We start from the raw sequence: 20,152 nt of genomic DNA, 5'->3' as shown, positions 1-20,152 counted from the left end.
AACCTGGCCATCAGCCTGCACCGACTGGCCGGAGCCACCAATCTCGCCGCCGCGCTACGACATCACGGCCGCAACGCCCAACGACCCCTCCAACTACTCAAGATCAGCTGACTTTGCCGACTCCCTGCCCGCTGGGGTGGTCACCAAGGACCCCTGCCCGTACGGTTCGAACATGCGTTCGGAGCGAAGCGGGCAGCCGCTGTCGTCGCGGGAACGCGCCACCAAGCGGGTGTGGGTCGATCTGCGTCGATGGCTGGGTTCTGACATGACCGGCGTCGGCGGTATCGACCTCGGCCAACCTGCCGCGGGCGGGCTCGTCCGCTGGATTCGCACCACCGGCGGATGGGTGGGCGTCTGCAACGTCGTCGTCACGATGACAGACGGGACGACGGCCAAGTTCGGCGATCAGCTGATCCCCGCTCGCGCGCTGCGTCCCTGGTCGACGTAGGGCCGAACGCGGAGCCCGACCGCCCCTGGTTCAGGCGCACTTCCCCGCGAATGGGGCCCGGCCGGGAACGACCCGGACACCGGTTGCGGCCACGACCGGGCACGGCAGGGAACGACCGCGGCCACGGCGTCTACCGAGGCTTTTCCTCGATCACCGCTTCCCGATCGAGAGGCCGCCATGTCTGCACCGTCGTTGGACGCTCACTCCGCGAGCCCGCACTTCGCTGCGGCGACCTGGCCTGCTGTGGTCGGCGTCGCCGGCGGGGTCGGCACCAGCACCCTCGCCGCTGCGCTCGGCGGACGCGACCTGGGCCTGTTCACCGGCCGACCGGCCGACGTCGTGGTCTGCCGCGCGACGGTGGCGTCGGTGTTGCTGGCCGGGCGGGTCGCCGCACTCTGCCCGCGACCGGTCGTCGCGGTCACCGCGGTCGACACCGGCAAGCTCAGCGCCGCCCTGCGGTCGCGGCTGGCGCTGCTGGAGCCGCACACCACCGCCGTTGTAGTCCTGCCCTGGATACCGCAGTGGGCCGACGCGGCCGATCCCCTCCAGGAGTTGCGCGACCAGCTCACCCGGCCGGCCCGGGACGTGCCGCGGCCGGTCGGCGGCTACATCGCGGCGTTGACCGCGATCCACACCGCGCTCGACCCGGCGCAAGGCCCAGCGACCAACACCACGGCTGACACCGCGGCCAACACCGCGAGGGGCACCGGGATCGACACGATCGACGTGGGAACCGACGCCGAGCTCCGCTCCCCGGCATCCCCGGGCCGCCCGAACCGCCCGGGCCGCGCACCGCAGCCGGTGCGGGGACGGGCGGTCCGGGGATGAGCGGCCCGGGGATGAGCGCCGTTCTGGCACAGCCGCCCAACCCGGGCCCGGCAGTTCCGCCCGGGCTGGGGGCGTTCGCCGATCAGATCATCGGTTGGCTGAAGTGGGGGGTGCTCGTCGCCGGGGTGGTGGGCATCCTCGTCTGCGCCGTCATGATCATTCTGGGGCGGCGAAACCGGTCCGCGACCGCCTACGAAGGCCTCGTCGGATCCGCCTGGATCCTCGGGGGCCTCGCCCTCGCGTCGGTGGCCGCCGTCGTCGTCGGCGCCTTCCAGCTATGAATCCCGTGATCACCCCCGCGGCGACCGTGGGGTGGGCGCTGCTGCCCGCCCAGCCACCAACTACCGAGCCACCAACTACTCCGTCACCGTCACCGTCACCGCCGCCGTCACCGCTGCCGGCTCCTTCATCGGCGGCGCCGATCAGCGCCGACTGCGGCACCTTCGACCTGACGTGCAAGGCGAGCCGGGCCGCGGACGGCATCTTCGCCCAGGTCGTGGACAAGGTCGCGCACGGCTCCGCGGATCTGATCGTGGCCACCTCGACCTGGTGGGCCGGCACCGACAGTGTCGACCCGCGCGACGCCGCGGTCCTGGCCGCCCAGCACGCCGTCGCCCCGCTCACGGTGGCGATCCTGGTCGGCTCGGTGCTGGTGGCGGCGATCCGGATGATCCTGTCCCGCAAAGCTGAACCGCTCGCTGCGCTGGCGGCCGGGCTGGTCCGCTTCGCGGTGGTGTCCGCGCTCGGCCTGACCCTGCTGCAGGTGGCGTTGCAGGCCGGTGACGCCCTGGCCCGGCAGCTGCTCGGCGACGCCGCGAACCAGTTCGCGGCGTTCATGCGGGACTCGCTGACCCAGCCGGGCGAGAGCATCTTCGTCAGCTTGCTGGTGGCGATCGTGGCGGCGGTGTTGTCGCTTGTGCAGTGGTTGTTGATGGCGCTTCGCCAAGCCGGGTTGCTGGTGTTGGCGGCGATGCTGCCGCTGGCGGCGTCCGGGCCGAAGACCTGGCTGTACCGGTTGCTGTCGTGGCTGGCGGCGATGGTCGCCTACAAGCCGGCGGCGGCGTTCATCTACTACCTCGGGTTCACCTACCTGTCCTCCACCAGCGGCACCGACCGTGGACAGGTGTCGGTGCAGGTGACCGGGGTGATGGTGCTGCTGCTCGCGGTGCTGGCGATGCCGGTGCTGCTGCGGTTCTTCTCCTGGTCCGGTGCCGCGGTCGCCGGCGCCGGGGGTGGTTCGGCGTTCGTCGGCGCCGCCGGGGCCGCCGCCATCTACTCCGGCGGCCGCTCGCCCGCGGTCACCCAGGCCGCGGCGGTCGACGCCACCGGGCCCGACTCACAGGCCCCAGCCGGCTCCCCGGGTCCGGCCGGGGCGGCGGCCGGCGCCGGCGCCGGTTCTGCTGCCGGTGCAGCGGGTGCTGCACTGGGTCCGGCGGGTGCCGTGCTGGCCGCGGGCTCGGCTGCGGCGCAGGGCGCCGGGAGCGGGATGACCGCCGGAGAACCCGACGACGGGACGACCTCGTGACTCGCGCGGGACGGTCGGAGGGGCGGGTCGCCGAGACGGTGGCGGGGCCGCGGCTCTACGGGAACTGGCGCTCGGAACGCGGCTGGGGCGTCGGGTCCCTGTCCACTTCGGCGACGGTGACGGTGTTCCTCGCCGTGCTGGCCCCGGTGCTGGCCGTGTCCTTGGCGCCGGTGGCGGCGCTGCCTCTGGCCGGGGTCGGGGCGGTGGTGGTGGCCGGGCTGGTGGTGCGGATCGGCGGGGTCACCGCCGCCGAGGTGCTGACTCGCCGGGTCCGGTTTCATCGGGCGCGGGCGGCGGGGTGGACGCAGCTGTCGGCGGGGGTGCTGACCGACCACCCCCGCGGCCACGACCTCCCCGGCCTGCTGGCGCCGATCGTGCCGCTCGATGTCGACGACGGCCGCGGCGGCCGCCATGCGCTGCTGTGGGACCGCCGCACCGGAACGCTGTCGGCAGTGCTGCGCTGCTCCCCGATCGGCGTGGATCTCGCCGACCCCGGGCAGGTCGACGCCTGGATCGCCGGGTGGGGGGCGCTGCTGGCCGACCTGGGCCACCAGCCGCTGGTCACCCACATCGCGGTCACCGTCGACACCACCCCGAGCGGCGGAACCACGGTCCGCGACCACGTCGCCGCCGCCCTCGACCCGAACGCCCCCATGCTTGCCCGCCGCGTCCTCGAGGAGCTGGCCGCGGTCACCCCGGCGACCGCGGCGGAGGTCGACGCCCGGCTGACCGTCACCCTCGACCCCCGACGGGCGCAGCCGAGACCGCCCGATCTGTTGGCCGCGGTCGTCGACGCCGGCCGGTGGCTGCCCGGGATCGAGACCGCGCTCGCGGGTTGCGGGGTCGCCGTCCTCGGGCGGGCGTCGACCGGCTGGTTGATCGGGCGGATCCGGGCGGCGTTCGACCCGGCCGCCCGCCCCGACCTCACGTACCTCGAGAACCACCAGGCAGAGCAGGCCGCGTTGCTGGAGTGGGCCGAGGCCGGGCCTGTTGCCGCGCTGGAGTTCTGGGATTCCTACCGGCACGACTCCGGGCTGTCGGTGTCCTGGGCGCTCCGCGAGGCACCCCGCCAGGCCGTGGCGGCCCGGGTCCTGGCTCCGCTGTTCACGCCGGGCCCGTTCCCCCGCCGGGTCACGTGGCTGTATGAGCCCTACCCGGCCGACCAGGCGGCTGCCCGGGTGGAGGCCGAGGTCAGCGCCGGGCAGATCCGCCGCGCCTGGGCCGCCCGCACCCGCCGGGATGAGACCCAGCGTGAACGCGACGACCGCGACCGCGCCGTCCAGTCCGCCCGCGAGGAAGCCGAAGGCGCCGGCGTCGGCCGATTCACCACCTACGTCACCACGACGGTCACCGAGCCCGACCTCTTGGCGGCTGCGGTCGCCGACCTCGAGCAGCGCGCCGGTCAGGCGAAGCTGCGGCTGCGCCGGCTGCGTGGATCCCAAGCCGCCGGGTTCGCCGCCGCCCTCGGCGTCGGGGTCAACCCCGCCACCGCCGCCCGCCACCGCACCGGCCGCTGACCACCCCGTCCCACCGTGTCCCCGAGGGAAAACAGCCATGCCCGCCGCTACCCATCGCACCGGTCCCGAGTCGTGCCCTGCCGTTCCCCCGCCTGGTCCCCTGTCGTATGCGGGACGCCCGGTGCCGCGCCGGTGGGGGTGGCCGGTTCGCGGCGGCGGCCGGGCCGCGCACGTCGAACCCGGCGTCGCCTACGCCGGCACCACCAGCCAGCTGTGTGGGCTGTTCCCCTTCGCGGTGTCGTCGGGGGCGAGCGTGCACGGGGTGCCGATCGGGCGGCACATGCACACCGCCGAACCCGTCGGGCTCGACCCCGCCGGATGGCTGCGTACCGGGCTGGTCTCCAACACCGGGGTGTGGGTGCAGGGCCAGCCCGGCATCGGCAAGAGCTCCATCGTCAAACGGCTGCTGGTCGGACTCGTCGGGTTCGGCATGACCGCGGTCATCCCCGGCGACGTCAAAGGCGAGTACACCCCGCTGATCGAGGCCCTCGGCGGGACGGTGTGGCGGATCGGCCGCGGCCGCCACGCCCTCAACCCGCTGGACCCCGGTCCCCTCGCCCCTGCTCTGGCGGCCGCGGTCGGCACCGAGCGGGACCGCATCGCCGAGACCCTGCGCGCCCGGCGCGCCTCGCTGCTCGAAGCGCTGCTGTCGATCGTGCGCCGCGGCGAGGTCACCGTCACCGAACGCCGCCTGCTCACCGCCGCCCTCGACCTCACCGCCAGCAGCACCAGCACCAGCGCTGCCGGCGCATCGGTTGCTGGTGGGGCGGGGCAGCCGGTGATCCCCGACGTGCTGCGTGTGCTCGCCGCCGGGGTCGACCCGCTGCCGCGGCTGGCCGCCGCGGCCGACGACACCGACTACCGGCGCGCCACGCGAGAGCTGGTCAACACCCTCGGGTTGCTGTGTGACGGGCCGATCCGCGGGCTGTTCGACCGGCCCTCCACCGTCACCGCCGAACCGGACACGCGGGCGATGTCGCTGGACATCTCCGCCCTCGACAACGATGACGACGACGTCGTCGCCGCAGCAATGCTGTGCTCCTGGACGTGGTCGGCCAACCTCATCGACGCCACCACCAGCCTCGCCCTCGACGACTCCAGCAGTGCCACCGCCGCCTCAGCGCGCCGGCGGAATGTGGTGCAGGTCCAGGACGAGCTGTGGCGGGCCCTGCGCGTCGCACCCGGGCTGGTCGAACGCTCGGATCGGATCACCCGCCTGGGCCGGCACCGCGGCGTGGTGTCGTTTCAGGTCACCCACTCCCTCGACGACCTCGAAGCCCTACCGACCGAGCAGGATCGGGCGAAAGCCCGCGGCATGGCCGCCCGCAACGCGATCCTGCTGCTCGGCGGCATGGCCGACCGGGAACTCGACGGGCTCCGCCGGATCACCCCGCTGACCGACAACGAAGCCGCCCTGATCACCTCCTGGGCCGCGCCCCCGACCTGGCACGCCGGACACACCCATCCCGGCCGCGGCAGATACCTGATCAAGTCCGGGGAACGCCTCGGGCTGCCCGTCGCGCTCACCTCACCCCCACCGAGCAGCAGCTCTACGACACCGACCGCGCGTTCCACCAGCACCCGCAACCGACCGCCCCGTCTGCACGATCCGGCGGTATGGCGTGACCCGGCCCGTGCCGGGCGGGCGGGCCGGGCACCTGCTGTCTGAGGCCGCCGCACCGCTGCTGCTGCTCGCCGCCATCGGCCTCGGCGGGCTGACCATCCTCGACGTGTGGGCCGCGGCCGGGCTGGCCACCGGAACCTGGCCCGACCTGTCCCCCGCACTCCTCGGCGCCATGGTCCGCGGCGGCCCCACGGCGGTACTCGGCCCCGGCATCCCCACCTACGGATTCACCGCGGTCCTCACCACCCTGGCCGCCGCCGAGGCACTGACGGCTGTCGCCGCCGCGGTTCTGCTCACCCGCGGCGGCCGGGTCGGAGACCCGCGCCGGTCGCTGCTGGGCCGCGCCGAGCTCGACGACCTCGCCGGCCACCGCGCCGCAGCGCGTGCGGCGCGGCTGCGGCCCGGTCTGCCCGTCGACGCCCCCGCCCGTGAGCGCGGGATCCGGCTGCTGCAGGTCGCGGGGCGGGATGTGTGGATGTCCTGGGAGGACGTCGCGCTGGTGGTGATGGGGCCGCGGGCGAACAAGACCAGCGCCCTGGCCGTCCCCGCCGTCCTCTCCGCGCCCGGCCTGGTGATCGCCACCTCCAACAAGGCCGACCTGTGGGCCCTCACCTGCGGGCTCCGCGGGCAGGCCGGGCCGGTGTGGACATTCGACCCGCAAGCCATCGCCCACGCACCCCAGCTGTGGTGGTGGGACCCGCTCCGCGCGATCCGCGAAGCCCCCGACGACCACCGCTACGAAGCCGCCGCCCGCCTCGCCGCGCACTTCATGGGCACCATCGGCGGCAACCGGCGCGACCCGTTCTTCCACGCCGCCGGCGAACAGGTCCTCGTCGGCACCCTCCTCGCCGCCGCCCTCTCCCTCGGCACCATGCGCGATGTCCTGGCCTGGCTGCAGTACGGGCGCCGCGACGCCATCACCGCCCTCGACCGCGCCGGAGCCGGGATCGAAGCCGCCGACCTCGAAGCCAGCCTCGGCGGCGCCGACGTCACCGCCAAAGGCATCTTCCAGACCGCCCGCACCGCCACCAAAGCCCTCACCTCCGAACGCACCCTGCGCTGGATCACCCCACCCGACACCTGGCGCACCCCACAGCATCGCGCAGGGGATCGGCCCGACGAGTTCCCCGAGGGCGAGTTCACCGACGTGCTCGACCGAGAGGTCGCGGTCAAGCTCATCCGACCCGACGTCGTCAACACCCCTGAACAAGCCGAGGAGTTCGTCCGCCGGTTCCGGCGCGAGGCCAGGGTCACCGCGCGCATACGGCATCACGGCGTCCCGCAGGTATTTGACGCGTTGCTCGACCGCTCCGCGGAGCGCGTCTTCCTCGTGATGGAGCTGGTGGACGGCACGTCGCTGACGTCGTTCGTCGACCCGCGCCGGCCGTTGCCCGTCTCGTGGGCGGTGGCGGTGGCGGCGCAGATTTGCACGGTCCTGTCCCACGCACACGCTCTCCCGGTCGTGCACCGTGACCTCAAACCTGACAATGTTCTCGTCTCGGAGGACGGCATGGTCACGGTGCTGGACTTCGGAATCGCCGCGGTACTAGACGACGATGTCACGCGCCTCACCGCCACCGGTACGCCGATGGGCACCAGCCACTACATGTCGCCTGAGCAGATTCAGGGCACTGGGGTCGGTCCAGCCAGCGATCTGTATGCACTTGGGTGCATTTTGCACGAGTTGCTCGCTGCACAACCGGTCTACGACGGCCGGACCGACTTCGTCCGCATGCAGCAACACGTTCAGGATCTTCCTCAGCCTCTTCGGGAAATTCGCGACAACGTACCCGCTGCACTTGAGCGGCTCGTCCTCGATCTGCTCGCCAAAGCACCTGAGAGCCGACCCGCGGACGCCCTGGAGGTCTACGACCGGCTCGCCCCGCTACTTCCACAGCAGGGAAGCGGACTCAAGACGGAGACGATTGATGGCCTACCCGATCCCACCCAGCCGTACCGCCGGCCACATGCGCCACGCGCACGCCCGTCAACACCGGCCCCTGCCACCGCCCCGGTCGACCTTGTGTTCCTCGATCCCGGTCTGCGCGCCGAGATCGACTCGGCCGTCGACGTGTCCGGCCGGATGCTCGTCGACGACGATTACACCGCGGCGGCCGAGTTGCTGGAGTCAGCGATCAACTCGGTAGGTGCCGTCCTGGGGACCGAGGATCCCCGCGTGCTCTACCTGCGGTCCAGACGGGCTGCCGCCCTGTTCTTGGCCGATAGGGTTAGAAGCGCCCTGAAGGAGTTCGACGGACTCATTGCCGCCTACGCCCGGACGAGCGGCGCAAACAGCCGCGCCGGACTCGACTGCGTGCACCAGGCGGCCCACTGCCGAGCACACCTCGGGCATTACGCCGCAGCTCGGCGACAGTTTGCGCAGGTGTTGGACAGCGTGCGGACGCGGGACGGCGATGCGTCCGGAACGGCGCTCGATCTGCGGCGCAGCATCGGTTTGATGCTGCAAGCCGAAGGACGGACGACCGACGCCGGAAGCGTGCTGAGCGCCCTACACTCCGATCTCCTCATCGTGCACGGCGCGGCACACGAGGACACCGTCGAGATCAGCAACATCCTCAAGCAACTCCGATTATAATGATCGGGGCAAGCTGATCAGGGCGTCGCAGCCTGCAGCGGAACGAGCACCGGGACCCGAAAGATCCGCTCGACCAACATCGCTACGCGCTGCAGCCGTTCGTGCCCGATGGCCAGGGCTCCACCCAGAGCCCCAGCATGGGCGGGGTGCACCGGGCGTTCGACACCCGACGTGGCCGCGTCGTCGCGCTGAAGATACTCGCGCCCGACTCGAGCAGGAACCCGACTTCCGGGCGCGGTTCCGCCGGGAGTTCGACAACGCCGCCCGCTTCCAGAACCCGCACGTCATCCCGATCCACGATTTCAGTGAGATAGACGGTCGGCTCTACATCGACATGCGTCTGGTCGAAGGCTCCGGCCTGGACCAACGTGTCGCCGCCGGCCCGCTCCCTCCGTAGCGCGCAGTGTCGCTGATCGGGGCGCCGCTTTCCCGTCGGCTCGAGTAAGCCTGCGGTTAGTTTGCGGCCTGGTAGGCCTCGACGACGGCCTTCGCGATGCGGCCGCGGTCGCTGACGGTGTGGCCGTTCGCGCGTGCCCATTCCCGGATCGCGGCGGTCTCGTCGCGGTTGCTGCGGGCCGGCTTGTCCGCCACCACAGTCTGCCGGGCCGCACGGGGGCGGCCACGGCCACCGACCTTGCGCGCTGCGCCGACATACGGGGCCAAGGCGTCACGGAGCTTGGCGGCGTTTTCGTCGGACAGGTCGATCTGGTACTGGCGGCCGTCGATGGCGAAGTCGAAGGTGCCTGAGGCGTCCGACCCGTCGAGGTCATCGATAAACCTGACGGTCGTCTGCTGTGCCATTAAACACTTCCATCCGTGTTGCAGCGTTGTTGAGGATCTCAACCCAGTCTGCAGATCGCATCAGGAAAGTGCAAATCTTTCGCTAAGAACAAGCTGTGAAAGTGCGGCCGGTCACGAGATGAACGCGTCACCGTCACCTGCCCGTGTATGTGCGCGTTACATGTTGAGCACACAGTGGTCGCGGGCGCACCGCCTGCCGATTGTTGCGAAGGCGCCGAGGTGCCGCCTCGGCCGCTGGCGGCATCGAGGAGCGCATTCTTTCCTCACCCGAGGTAGATCGACCGCGGCGGGACAACGCGCACGTAAAGGTTGGCGCGCTGGCCCGCCTCCAGCTGTGCGGTGGCATGGCGACATCCGTCCGACGCAGGTTGGGCCGCAGGAGCTCGGGCGCACGGCGACACATACGACGTTGACGGTCTTCTTGACGGTGTGTGTCAAGGAACGGGCGTCGACCGACGAGAAGACTCCTGCCGCGCAGCAGAAGGTGGCGCGGTCCGGCCTGCGGCGCCGTCGCGGGGTGATTCGGCGGAACCGGAGGGCGGCTGCGTGGCGCCAGGACGGGGCAAGGCAGACGCAGCGGCCGGGAACCCGCCGGCGGAAGCGGAGACTTGCGGCGGGCGGTGATCGACTGTGTCGCTGGACATCTGGTCAACAGTGGCGACCCGGCGGGCCGGGCGGTCGCTCTGCTCTGCCGTGCGGCGTCGCCGGGCCAGGACGTCAACCGCGACCGCGGTCAGGTGGGCGAGCTGGTAGAGCTCGTAGCCGGGCACGGTGAGGAGCGGATAGTCGCGTACTCATGCGGTCTGCCCTCTCACCGGCAGCCGCCGTGCCGATTGCTGCATCGCCGGCCGCGCCGACTGCTGCGGAATCTGCTGAGGCACGGCCGCTGAATGTGCGGTTCGGCGCCGCGGAGCGGCGGGCGGGACAGGCGCGCTGCGATCGGTCACCTGCGCGACCCGGCGCCCCCGTTCCGTGCCCGATTGGCTTGCGGGAGGTTCCGGGACTCCGGGGGTGTGGGGGTAGAAGGCATCGCGGGCGGCGGTGAGAGCCCCGTTGTACACCCGGGCGCTGCCGGGCGGCAGGAACACATCTCGGGCAACGTGATGCGCCTGGCGGAATGCGGCCAGGCAGGAGCGGTAGGCGGCAAAGTCGCGGATCTCGAAGGCGACCCGGCCGAGCTGGACCCGCAGGAACGGTTTGCTGTCCGGCGGGTCGCCGCCGACCATCGCGATGCTGCACGCCGGCCGGCCGGTTGCGTTGGCGACGATGCCGGGTTCGGGCATCCCGCGCAGCTCCCGGACCAGTCCGCGGTGCGCGGGGTGCCCGACCGGGGGCAGGGTGCGGGCGTGGGCGGCGGCGTCGAACCACACCTTGTGGAAGTGCGCGGCGGTGGCCTGATCGTTGAGATACAGCAGTGCTCGGCCGATCCGCACCGTGACCGCGGCGCTGGTGCTGCTCGCGTGCTGCGCGGTGACCTCGACGTCCTGGTCCCCGACCAGCCGGACCACCGCCAGCACCGCCTGCTCCTGTCTGTCGCTCACGACCGATCGACCCACAGCGTGGGTTGAGAGGCCGGTGGCGAGGCAGCCGCCGCGGCCGACAGCACCACGGGGCTCGGCGAAGTCCGGGAGTTCCCTGTCGGTGGGGTCATGGTGGGCTCGCTGTTCTGCCGGCGGCGGGACCGCCCCGACCCTCCACGCGGCCGTGGCGTGCCCCGTGCCCGGCCGTTCCCCCCACCCGACATGCGCGCCCGCCCCGACCGCGCAGCCGTCGGGTGCTCGAGGACGAGCTCGGTCGCATCAGCGGCGGTGCGACGGGCGGCCGCGGCCTGGTGGTCGCGGCCGCGAGCGGTCTGCCAAGCGGCGATCTCGGCCACCAGCGCGGCCAGCGCCACCGCCAACGCCACCCCACCGACCGCACCGCGCCCGCGCCCGGCCCGACTCGGAGCGGTCAACAAGCTGCGGGCGAGTACCCGCAGCTCCCCCGCCACCGGACCCGGCTCCGGCGGGTGTCCGCCGGGTGTCCGGGCGGCTCGGTCGAACCGGTCCGCCGCCGTTCCCCACCGGTCCCCCCACCCACCACGTCTGTTACCGGCGAGGGCGATGAGCAGGTCGGCGGTGGCCGCTATGATCCCGTCGCCGTCCTCATCGCCGGCGCGTAAGGCGGCCCGCGCTGCGGCCACCGCCTCGAGCACCTCCGATGCCCCCGGCTCGCGACCGGCAGCGCCCGGGGTGCGGGCGGACGGTGTGCTCGCCCAGCGCTGTTGCAGCCGCGGCAGGGACAGGTCGGGGGCGAGTTTGCTACCGCTGTAGAACACCGGCTCCCCAGCCGCCGTCACGTCCCCGGGCCGGGCGAGCTTGTAGCCGAGCAGATCACCGGACGGTGCCCGTCGCAACCCCACCAGATACCTGCGCTCCTGCAGGTAGGCGACGAATTCGTCGACGTCGGTCGCGGCGACCGCGGCCTGCTGGGCGGCGCGGCGCAGCTCGATCTGCGCCGGGACCCGGCCCTCCCGTCCCGCTTTCTCGATCTCCCCGCGCGACGGACGTGAGGCGGCGGTGCCGTCCGGTGCTGCGGTGACCGTCAGGCCGAGGCGCTGCTCGATCCGCCGGGCGGCCGCGCGGAGCTTCGGGTAGTCGTGGTGTGGCCAGAACCGCCGACTCGTGTCCTGGCGCACCAGCACTGCGGCGATGTGGATGTGGTCCTCCGCGTGGCGGACCGCCACCCACCTCGGACTACCGGCATCTCCTCGTTTCGCGATCCCGGCGCCGTCGAGCAGTTCCCACGCGATCCCCGCCCACTCCCCATCGGACAGGACCTGGTCGGTGGCGGCGACCCGGGCCGAGCAGTGCCACACATACCCGCGCTTGCCGTTCTCGGCAGGGGCACGGGTCGGCAGCCCGGCAGCGACGGCGGGGGCGTGCAACGCGGTGATCAGCGGCCGGAGTGCCAGGTCGTACTCCCCCGGTCCCGTGGACACGGGCTGCCAGTCGGCGTCGAGCCCGTCCCACGAGGCGATCACTCGCGGCTCCCGGTGCACCTCTGCGGTCCCCGGGCCCAGCAGGTAGGCCAACAAGCCGGCCGGGCGCCACCCGTGCACCACCTTGGTGATCACGACCGCCCCGAACGCTCCGCATCCGCGGGTGAGGACCGCCGGGCTGCCGACAACGTCGCCTCCACGGCAGCTGCGGTCACCGCGTCGATCCGCCGCAACACCTCGACCACGTCGTCCCCGACCACACGGCCGGGTGCACCGAAGGACGGCTGATCCTGGGGAAGCGCACCTCCGGGCGCTGCTGGAGTGAGCTCGACGACCGGCGCGCGCCGCAGGGCGGCTTCGGCGCGCAGCGCCACCAGCGCTGCGACCATCTCCCGCCACGACGACGGCCCCGTCGTACCTGCTCTGCCAGTCTGGTCACCGTCGGCACGGGCTGCCTCCGCGCGGGCCCGATCGACCGCGGCGTCCCCCACCCATGCCCCCGCCGACATGCCCGCCCGGGCCGCGGCCTCACCGACCACCGCCGCCTCTGCAGGGCTCAACCGCACCCACACCGACTCGCTGCGCGGCGCCTCCGCCCGAGCCCGCCTCCGCGCACCAGACGCGCCTGTCGACACCGGCCGGCTGCTCGTCACGAGCCCGACCCTCATCCACGCGCGTGCCGCCCCCGTTCCCTGCCGCTCCCTCCCGGACCAGCCACCGCGGCCACGCATGGCGGGCACCGTCCACCGTCGGCTCATCGAGCAACGACACCACCAACACCCGCCGCCCACACACCGCCGTCGGCCCGTCTTCCTCCGGAGGCAGCTCCCAGATCGACACCGCGTGAAACAACCGGTCGGTCCCGTCGCGCAGCCACACCCACGGCGACGGCTCACCCAGACCCATGCCCCACCTCGACCACGACTGCCCTCCGCTCGTCCGCCAACCGAGCTCGAAGCGCAGCAGGAACGACGGGCCCATGGGGCAGGGGAACGGAATCTGTGGATAACACGCGCGAGAAACGCGCCGCTGGGGACAACAAAACGGAACCCCCCGGTTCCGCGCCACCTTCAACAGCGTGAAGTCCTACTTCCCGCATATCTTGCTCCGCCGGGGGCACAGCAGGGAACGACAGCCTGCTGCCGTTCTGACTCCGTGCGAACGCGATCCATGGGCGTGTCGGGAGAACGAGTCGGGACACAGCCCAAGCGGCTTCTGATGCTGTCTCGCGGCTTCGTCCAGCGCGGCCCTCGCCGCCGTCACCTGCTCGCAGGGCTGCCGTCGGCAGGTGGCACAGAGGGGGAACGGCGGGGAACAGCAGGGCACGACAGGGAACGGCACGCTCCGCCTCCACGCGCATATTCGCTGGTGACAGACCGCGGCTGGCGGACGAGCAGGACGGAGACCTCCATGGCCCACATCGAGCGGCGCGCTGCGGCCGACCTCCTGCGAACGGCAGGCCCCACGATGAGCCTGACCGAGGCGGCGACGGTCCTCGGCATCGGCCGCAGCACGGCCTATGACCTCGCCCGACGCGGGGAATGGCCGACGTCACTGCTCCGGCTGGGACGCCAATACCGGGTGCCCACCGCACAGCTGACGAGCCTCCTAGAACCGGGCGGCGCCGGCGCCGCGTAAGTGCGAGTTGTCCACAGCGCCAACCAAAAACCGCGTTCTATCCACAGATTTCATTCGACGGCCGATTCCGGTCCCGCTTGCACATAGCGTCGTGACCAGGTGGGCCACCGTTCACCGGCAACGGAGAGGGCGACAAGCGTGGAACGCGGGCAGGTGTATCGGCGGTGCGGATGCCGCGGCACGGACGGTCGGCAGCTCGGCGTGCGCTGCCCGAAGCTGAAAGCGTCGAGCCGTCACGGCAGTTGGACCTTCGCGGTCGATCTGACCGCCGCTGGTGGGCGTCGCCGGACCGTGCGCCGGGCCGGGTTCGACAGCAAGTCCGCCGCGCAGGCCGAGCTCTCCCAGCTCCTGCAGCGCGACCGCCAAGGGTTCGCCACCAACGACTCCGAGACCGTGCGGGACTACCTCACAAGTTGGCTGACCGAGAAGCGGCGGGTCGTCAAGCCGACCACCTACGTCCGCTACCGCGACTACATCGACAAAGACCTGCTCCCCGCCCTCGGACAGATCCGGCTGGAGCGCCTCACCCATCAGCACGTTGCAGGCATGATCCGTGACCTCGAGGTGGCCGGCCGCGGCGCAGTCACCATCCGACGAATCATCGCCACCCTGTCCAGCGCGCTCAGCGATGCGGTCAAGCGGCGCCGGCTCGCCCACAACCCCGCGCAGCACGCCGTCCTACCCGAGGTCGACCGCGTCGAACGCGGCGGATGGACCGTCAACGAAGCGGTCCGCTTCCTGGCGCACGCTTCCGTCCACGGTGATCGCGACCTCGAGTTATGGGAGACGTTGATCGGGACCGGCATGCGCAAAGGCGAGTGCCTGGCGCCGCGGTGGGCCGACCTCGATCTCGAGCATCGGGTGCTGCACGTGCGGCAGACGCTGAGCAGCATCGACAACTCCCGCCTGGTGTTCACCACCCCGAAGACCCGTGGCAGCGCCGCCGGCGTCGGGCTGTCTCGCCGCGTCATCGACGCGCTGCACCGCCAACGTGCACGGCAGCACAGCGAACGGGTCAGGTGGGGCGCCGCCTACCAGGACCACGACCTGGTCTTCGCCCGCGAAAACGGGCTGCCACTGCGGCCGGAGTACGTGCTGCGCCGCTTCCGCAGCCTGGCCGCTGATGCCGGGCTGCCACGCGCCCGCGTTCACGATTTGCGCCACCTCGCCGCCAGCATGATGATCGCCGCCGGTGTTCCACTGCCGATTGTCTCCAAGACTCTGCGGCATTCCGGTACTGGCATCACCGCCGACCTCTACGCGCATCTTACTCGCGAGACCGCGCATCAAGCCGTCGATGCGATGGCAGCCGCCCTCGACGCCGCCGAAACCCGAGCTAACGCGCCAGATATTCGCCCGAGCGCGACATACCGGACGTCGTCGGCCGACGACCTTCAGTAGCGTGCGATTTCGCAGGTTCTTGTTCTCGAGGCCGAAGTAGCGATTCGCGGTCGCTCCGTCGCCAGGTCGTGGACGGCCTGCTCGACGACGGCACTGTTCGGGGCGTAGCCGCTGGTAGTTCGTCGACGCTGCCTGTCCCGCATCGGATTGCACGGACGCCTGGGAACCCGGAGCCTACTGAGCAATCGCACGGCCCCGCATTGAACCGAGCATGCGCCTGGGCAGCAAGCGAGGTTCGTTTCACGTCCACCGTGCTGATGGAACAGACTTCGGCTCCCGGCACGCGTCGAGTGTCAGTCCCACCGAAGCGGCACGATACCGACCCCCGAATCGAGCACTCAATCAGCGACTCCAGCCAACTTCGTACGTATCCCATTATCGAGTGTAGCTTGCAATTTCGGTTTCCGACTCGCAGTGCAACTCGGACTCAACAGCACACACCGAGTAAGCCAGACTCAGGCTTCCTCCCACTGGAACACGTATGATCGGTGCCGACCAAATGACGTTTCCCTTGCTGTCGCCGACCAGAAGAGCCGAGGCGACTACCGCTCTGCCACTTTCTCGCTTCCGATACACAGTCGCCCTTATCCGCGAATCTTGCGGAAGGGCGTCGACCGAGATCGAGACTTCCGCCCCAGCACCACCATCGGCAGGCTTCGCATATCCACTTACACGGGGGAAGGTTTGCGGAAGGTCACCCGAGAGCATGATCGATTTCGCTCCCTTAGCACACTGATTCTCGCCGTCGCAGATCCGCACCTCAATTGTTCGCCATCGTGCCGTGTTGATGGGAAATACTGTCGTCGCATTGACATCCCCAGCCACGTCAGGAGACGTCTCAGCCTCGCCGATAGACGACTCTGTCGCAGACGCTCCAGTCGTGGTGCCAGTCATTCCGATAACACTGACATGTAACGGCTTGCCGTCTCGTCGCGCAGCAACTGTCCCAGCTTTAATGACCTGTATCCCGTTTATCAATTCAACTGACGCCGTTACTGAGGGGTCAATTGGGAAAGCTTTGGACGTTACTGAGAGCTTAGTGGCGCCGTAGAGGCCCATCGAGATCGACGTTACGGCGATCAGCAGCATGGCAGCCGTCGTTGGTACCGGTATCCGATATAGCAAACCCGCCAATATCAACAGCGCCGTCAGCAGTGCAATCGCCAACCATGGCGGTACGTCATTGGAGCTGAATGAGCCAACGAAAGAGGAGGCTTGACCGGCCCGTGGATCTCGTTCAATATCGGGAAGTAGCCACCACGAGAAAAATCCAAGAACCGCGGTTGCGAGCGGCACCCAGTAAACGTAGACTCGTCCTCGCGAAACGAAGGCGGGAGCTAGGAGCCCGCAGACTACGCCAATTCCAACCAACACGAAGATCCACAGCGCAGCTACCGGATCGGCCCGAAGCAGGCGGTCGAGGGCACCCTCCCTGATGCCAAAGAATGTGGCTATAGCACCAACGAGACTAAACGCGGCGACTGACCATTTGGCAATGTCCTTGAGCGCGTCGGACTCGAACTGACTCTCGGAGCCGCTCGGGGCAATAATTTTTGCCCCGATCCATGTGCAAGCTTCGCCAAATCGGGGTATGACGACCTCCTTATATCGTTATGCAGCATCAAAAATGGGCATCACACTCTGAGGAAGTTTTGGCGATTCACTCAGCGCGCGCGGTGTGATACGAGCGTTTCGGCCAGCGCCGGGCGCCGGCGGGAACCCTTGTGAAGAGTCGGCCTATTGAGATAGTATCTGATCTGTCGCTACTGCACCATGTTTGTAGCAATTGACGTAAGCGTGTATCCGCCTACGCCGCGAGCGATAGGCTGCGCCTGAGCGTTGACGAACACATCTCCCTGCAAACTCGACGCGTAGAAGTCGCCCGTAAACCGAACTAGTTGGTAAAAGCCACGTTCGCGCGACAGCTCTGTAATGTTGCCGGTTCCATGAGTGTCAACCAGCTTCTTCAACGCGGCAGCACTCACCCGATCTGGCATCTGAACTCTCGCGACCGCAACCAGTACCCTCTCCCCTCGGCCGCTACGGACCTCCACCAGGAGCCGGCTTACGCCTGTACAGGGGTGCGTCGTGAAGTATCGCTGAACTTCGCCGTATGAGTGAGCTGCACAGTCTGTCTCGTTCCCGGTTGCTCGAATAGTCGTACGAAACCCTTGCGAGCGAAGACGGGCCACCGCTCTATTCGTATCTTGCTCGGAGGTTCGAGCCGTGCGCTGCGCAGGGTTCACGCCAGCGGTTCCAGTACTCGACGTTGCTACTGAACCGCTGCCGCCAAGTGCGACAATACTAGCGACTGCAACAACTACGACAGCACCCACCCTTGCCCGTTTTGGCTCCGTTATTGGGCGAACGCGGCGCTGATCATCAGTATAGAACTGCTGCTGCGGCATGGCCATCCTAGAACAGTAGGCACATAAGTGTGTCTCAGCCGGGCCACTAGCACGAGGCTAAATGATGTGGGCAGCGTTTCTGGCACCCACTGTTCCTCCCGATGCAGTGGACAATTTTGAGCGACCTAGACGTGCCCGATGGTATCGATCTTCGTCACGGTCAACTCGGGAGCAGTCATCGTCCCGCCCATCACCGTCTCGTAGCTCTTCGCCCCGGCGACTGTCACCTCGGCCTTGAACAAGTCGTCCTGGACGACCTGCGCGAGCATCGTCTCGTTGTCGCTGTGCAGGATGGTGTTCGTGTCGTAATCGGCGTAGCCGTACTCGGGCTTGTGCTCGATCCCATCGACGTTCGCCCGGAAACCTTGGGTGCCGGTTGTGGCGTCGAACTGCACGACCTGGCCGTACACGACAATCCGCTGGCCAGCGTGTCCTTCGGGGTCCTTCGCGATGAGCTGCCACTCGCGAGCCGTGATCGCCTTCGCCGGAGCGAGCTCCGCCGGCTTCACCGGCGCGGCAGCAGGCCCTGCACCCGAATCCGACGATGTCGAGCCTGCCTGGCCGCCCGTCATCACGCACGCCGCGAGCAAAGCCGCCACCAGCAAGCCCAGGGCGGCCAGCTTCCCGTGTGACCGCTTCGGCTTCTGCGGGACGGGCACGGGCGACGGAACCGGAGCAGCCTGCGATGGCACCGCCCCCATCGGTGCCCACTGCGGTGGCGCTCCCCACTGCGGGGACGGCGCCGAATCCGGGCGGACGGTGTAGCCCTGCGCCGCGCTTTTACCGCGCGGTGCCTGAGGAGACGTCATTGGGACTCCGGGGGAAGATCGAGACAGACCTCCGGGAACTCGCAGCGCCCGATCAAGGCGTTACCGCGCTCCCCAACTTTGACCACCGCCGATCGGCGGGCCAACGTGCCGCCCGGACGAGCAGGACGTCCGCGCGGTGGAATGTCACTCGCCCCCGCCGCCTGACCATCCCTTTCAGCCTCGAGTGGCTGATTGTCCAAAGTGGACGTGCCGCCGGTCACGAAAGGGTAACGGCGGGCCCGCGATGCACTTGCCGTGCAGCCATGCGACCACCTTGCGACCACTCAAGATCGAAGTTGATGCGCTGATCGGGCTGCCATGATCGAGACTTACCCAGTCAAAGATCAGCCCAGCGCAGCATCTCCGCTGCTAAAAGGCAGAAGGGCGGCGCCCGATCGCTCGGACACCGCCCTTGTTCGCCGTGTCGGGACGACAGGATTTGAACCTGCGACCCCTTGACCCCCAGTCAAGTGCGCTACCAAGCTGCGCCACGTCCCGGCCACTCCTCGAAGGAGCCCGGCCAGCTTAGCGCACGCCATCCGCGCGCTTGCGCAGCCGGGGCGCTCGTCATGTTCGCCGCGCTGTACGTCGGGTACCGGTGCCGTGCGTGGACGGGCATACCTCCATGCGCAGAGCGAAGGAGACGCCGTGCCGACGTGGCTGGAGGCGGGGCTGTGGGGCCTGGTCGGAGGAGCCGCACTGGTGCTCGGCGCCGCCGTGGCGTGGTTCGTGCGCGTCCCGGCGAAGATCATCGCCGGCATCATGGCCTTCGGAGCGGGCGTGCTGATTTCGGCGCTGGCGTTCGAACTGGTCGACGAGGCCGTCCGGGAGGGCGGAGCCGTCGCGACGGCGGTCGGGTTCTTGGCCGGAGCGGTCGTGTACGTCGCGGCGAACGCCCTGCTCGACCGGCACGGCGCGCGGCATCGCAAGCGGTCGGGTGAGCAGCAGCCGTCAGAGAACGACCAGCCCGGAAGCGGCGCCGCGATTGCGATCGGCGCGCTGCTCGACGGCATTCCGGAGTCGGTCGTCCTCGGGGTCAGCCTGATCGGCGGCGGAGGCGTCGGAACCGCCGTTCTCGCGGCGATCTTCATCTCGAACGTGCCGGAGGGACTGTCGAGTGCGGCGGGGATGAAGAGGGCCGGGCGGAGCGCCCGCTACGTCTTCGGCGTGTGGGGCGGTATAGCGCTGATCAGCGGGTTGGCCGCGCTGATCGGCTACGTGACACTCGACGGTGTCTCCCCCGCGGTGCTCGCCGTCATCACGGCCGTCGCCGCCGGGGCGATCCTGGCCATGCTCGCGGACACGATGATCCCTGAGGCGTTCGAGCAGGCACACGTGCTCACCGGCTTGATCACTGGGCTCGGCTTTCTCACCGCCCTCGCGGTGCATCTGTCCGGCGGCTGATCCGGGCTGCAGCACCAGCTAGAGCCTGTTTGGGAAGCAGGTCAGCGCAGCCACTCGGCGAGGGCGGCAATCCGGACGGTGGCCAGGTAGCGGACGGCGAGTTTGTCGAAGCGGGTGGCGACGGCGCGATTGCGCTTGAGCCGGTTGATCCCGCACTCCACAGCGTGGCGCTG

The 20,152-nt window shown here is 69.8% G+C and carries 16 protein-coding genes and 1 tRNA gene; 10 read left to right on the top strand and 7 right to left on the bottom strand.

Annotated features, from left to right (window positions below):
• The first annotated feature begins 172 nt into the window (after positions 1-172).
• The 7 genes from RM445_RS30670 (at position 173) to RM445_RS30640 (ending at position 8,538) form a co-directional block, all read left to right on the top strand.
• Positions 173-448 carry a hypothetical protein gene (locus RM445_RS30670; RefSeq protein WP_311560368.1) on the top strand — a complete coding sequence of 92 codons (276 nt, stop codon included), beginning with the start codon at positions 173-175 and terminating at the stop codon, positions 446-448.
• A 177-nt stretch (positions 449-625) separates the two neighbouring features.
• Entirely contained in the window at positions 626-1,276 is a 651-nt protein-coding gene (locus tag RM445_RS30665) for a hypothetical protein (protein ID WP_311560367.1), read from the top strand.
• Positions 1,277-1,287: 11 nt separating this feature from the next.
• Complete coding sequence (locus RM445_RS30660) at positions 1,288-1,557, top strand: hypothetical protein (RefSeq protein WP_311560366.1); 270 nt, start codon at positions 1,288-1,290, stop codon at positions 1,555-1,557.
• Positions 1,554-2,801: a hypothetical protein gene (locus RM445_RS30655; RefSeq protein ID WP_311560365.1), complete on the top strand. Its 1,248-nt coding sequence runs from the start codon at positions 1,554-1,556 to the stop codon at positions 2,799-2,801. Before RM445_RS30660 ends, RM445_RS30655 begins: the two co-directional genes overlap by 4 nt.
• Complete coding sequence (locus RM445_RS30650; RefSeq protein ID WP_311560364.1) at positions 2,798-4,318, top strand: SCO6880 family protein; 1,521 nt, start codon at positions 2,798-2,800, stop codon at positions 4,316-4,318. The genes RM445_RS30655 and RM445_RS30650 overlap by 4 nt, the downstream gene beginning before the upstream one ends.
• Before the next feature lie 121 nt (positions 4,319-4,439).
• Entirely contained in the window at positions 4,440-5,987 is a 1,548-nt protein-coding gene (locus RM445_RS30645; protein ID WP_311560363.1) for a hypothetical protein, read from the top strand.
• Positions 5,941-8,538 (top strand): protein kinase domain-containing protein, encoded by a 2,598-nt coding sequence (locus tag RM445_RS30640; RefSeq protein ID WP_311560362.1) that lies wholly within the window; start codon positions 5,941-5,943, stop codon positions 8,536-8,538. Before RM445_RS30645 ends, RM445_RS30640 begins: the two co-directional genes overlap by 47 nt.
• 453 nt (positions 8,539-8,991) lie before the next feature.
• Here RM445_RS30640 and RM445_RS30635 read toward each other — a convergent pair whose 3' ends face one another.
• From RM445_RS30635 to RM445_RS30620, 4 genes are all read right to left on the bottom strand, one after another.
• Positions 8,992-9,339 (bottom strand): histone-like nucleoid-structuring protein Lsr2, encoded by a 348-nt coding sequence (locus RM445_RS30635; RefSeq protein ID WP_311560361.1) that lies wholly within the window; start codon positions 9,337-9,339, stop codon positions 8,992-8,994.
• Positions 9,340-10,133: 794 nt separating this feature from the next.
• Complete coding sequence (locus RM445_RS30630) at positions 10,134-10,880, bottom strand: hypothetical protein (RefSeq protein ID WP_311560360.1); 747 nt, start codon at positions 10,878-10,880, stop codon at positions 10,134-10,136.
• Positions 10,877-12,454: a relaxase/mobilization nuclease domain-containing protein gene (locus tag RM445_RS30625; protein ID WP_311560359.1), complete on the bottom strand. Its 1,578-nt coding sequence runs from the start codon at positions 12,452-12,454 to the stop codon at positions 10,877-10,879. The genes RM445_RS30630 and RM445_RS30625 overlap by 4 nt, the downstream gene beginning before the upstream one ends.
• Positions 12,451-12,879, bottom strand: coding sequence for a hypothetical protein (locus RM445_RS30620; RefSeq protein ID WP_311560358.1), 429 nt, complete (start codon positions 12,877-12,879; stop codon positions 12,451-12,453). Before RM445_RS30620 ends, RM445_RS30625 begins: the two co-directional genes overlap by 4 nt.
• A gap of 850 nt (positions 12,880-13,729) precedes the next feature.
• Between RM445_RS30620 and RM445_RS30615 the strand changes: the two genes are divergently transcribed.
• Both RM445_RS30615 and RM445_RS30610 read left to right on the top strand, forming a co-directional pair.
• A complete protein-coding gene (locus RM445_RS30615; RefSeq protein ID WP_311560357.1) occupies positions 13,730-13,957 on the top strand; it encodes a helix-turn-helix domain-containing protein in 228 nt (75 codons plus the stop codon).
• Positions 13,958-14,095: 138 nt separating this feature from the next.
• Positions 14,096-15,358, top strand: a complete 1,263-nt coding sequence (locus RM445_RS30610) for a tyrosine-type recombinase/integrase (RefSeq protein ID WP_311560356.1) — start codon at positions 14,096-14,098, stop codon at positions 15,356-15,358.
• A gap of 375 nt (positions 15,359-15,733) precedes the next feature.
• Here RM445_RS30610 and RM445_RS30605 read toward each other — a convergent pair whose 3' ends face one another.
• The 3 genes from RM445_RS30605 to RM445_RS30595 all read right to left on the bottom strand — a co-directional run bounded on the left by RM445_RS30605 (position 15,734) and on the right by RM445_RS30595 (position 19,073).
• Positions 15,734-16,654, bottom strand: a complete 921-nt coding sequence (locus RM445_RS30605) for a hypothetical protein (RefSeq protein ID WP_311560355.1) — start codon at positions 16,652-16,654, stop codon at positions 15,734-15,736.
• Between the two features lie 1,237 nt (positions 16,655-17,891).
• The gene (locus RM445_RS30600; protein WP_311560354.1) at positions 17,892-18,425 is read right to left on the bottom strand and encodes a hypothetical protein; all 534 of its coding nucleotides are present in this window, start codon (positions 18,423-18,425) and stop codon (positions 17,892-17,894) included.
• A gap of 574 nt (positions 18,426-18,999) precedes the next feature.
• Positions 19,000-19,073 (bottom strand) — tRNA-Pro (locus tag RM445_RS30595).
• Positions 19,074-19,223: 150 nt separating this feature from the next.
• Between RM445_RS30595 and RM445_RS30590 the strand changes: the two genes are divergently transcribed.
• Positions 19,224-19,979 carry a ZIP family metal transporter gene (locus tag RM445_RS30590; protein ID WP_311560353.1) on the top strand — a complete coding sequence of 252 codons (756 nt, stop codon included), beginning with the start codon at positions 19,224-19,226 and terminating at the stop codon, positions 19,977-19,979.
• The last annotated feature ends 173 nt before the right edge of the window (positions 19,980-20,152 follow it).

It is taken from the genome of Pseudonocardia charpentierae, assembly GCF_031845345.1.
Classification (GTDB): domain Bacteria; phylum Actinomycetota; class Actinomycetes; order Mycobacteriales; family Pseudonocardiaceae; genus Pseudonocardia; species Pseudonocardia charpentierae.
This window is presented reverse-complemented; position numbering and strand designations above follow the sequence as displayed.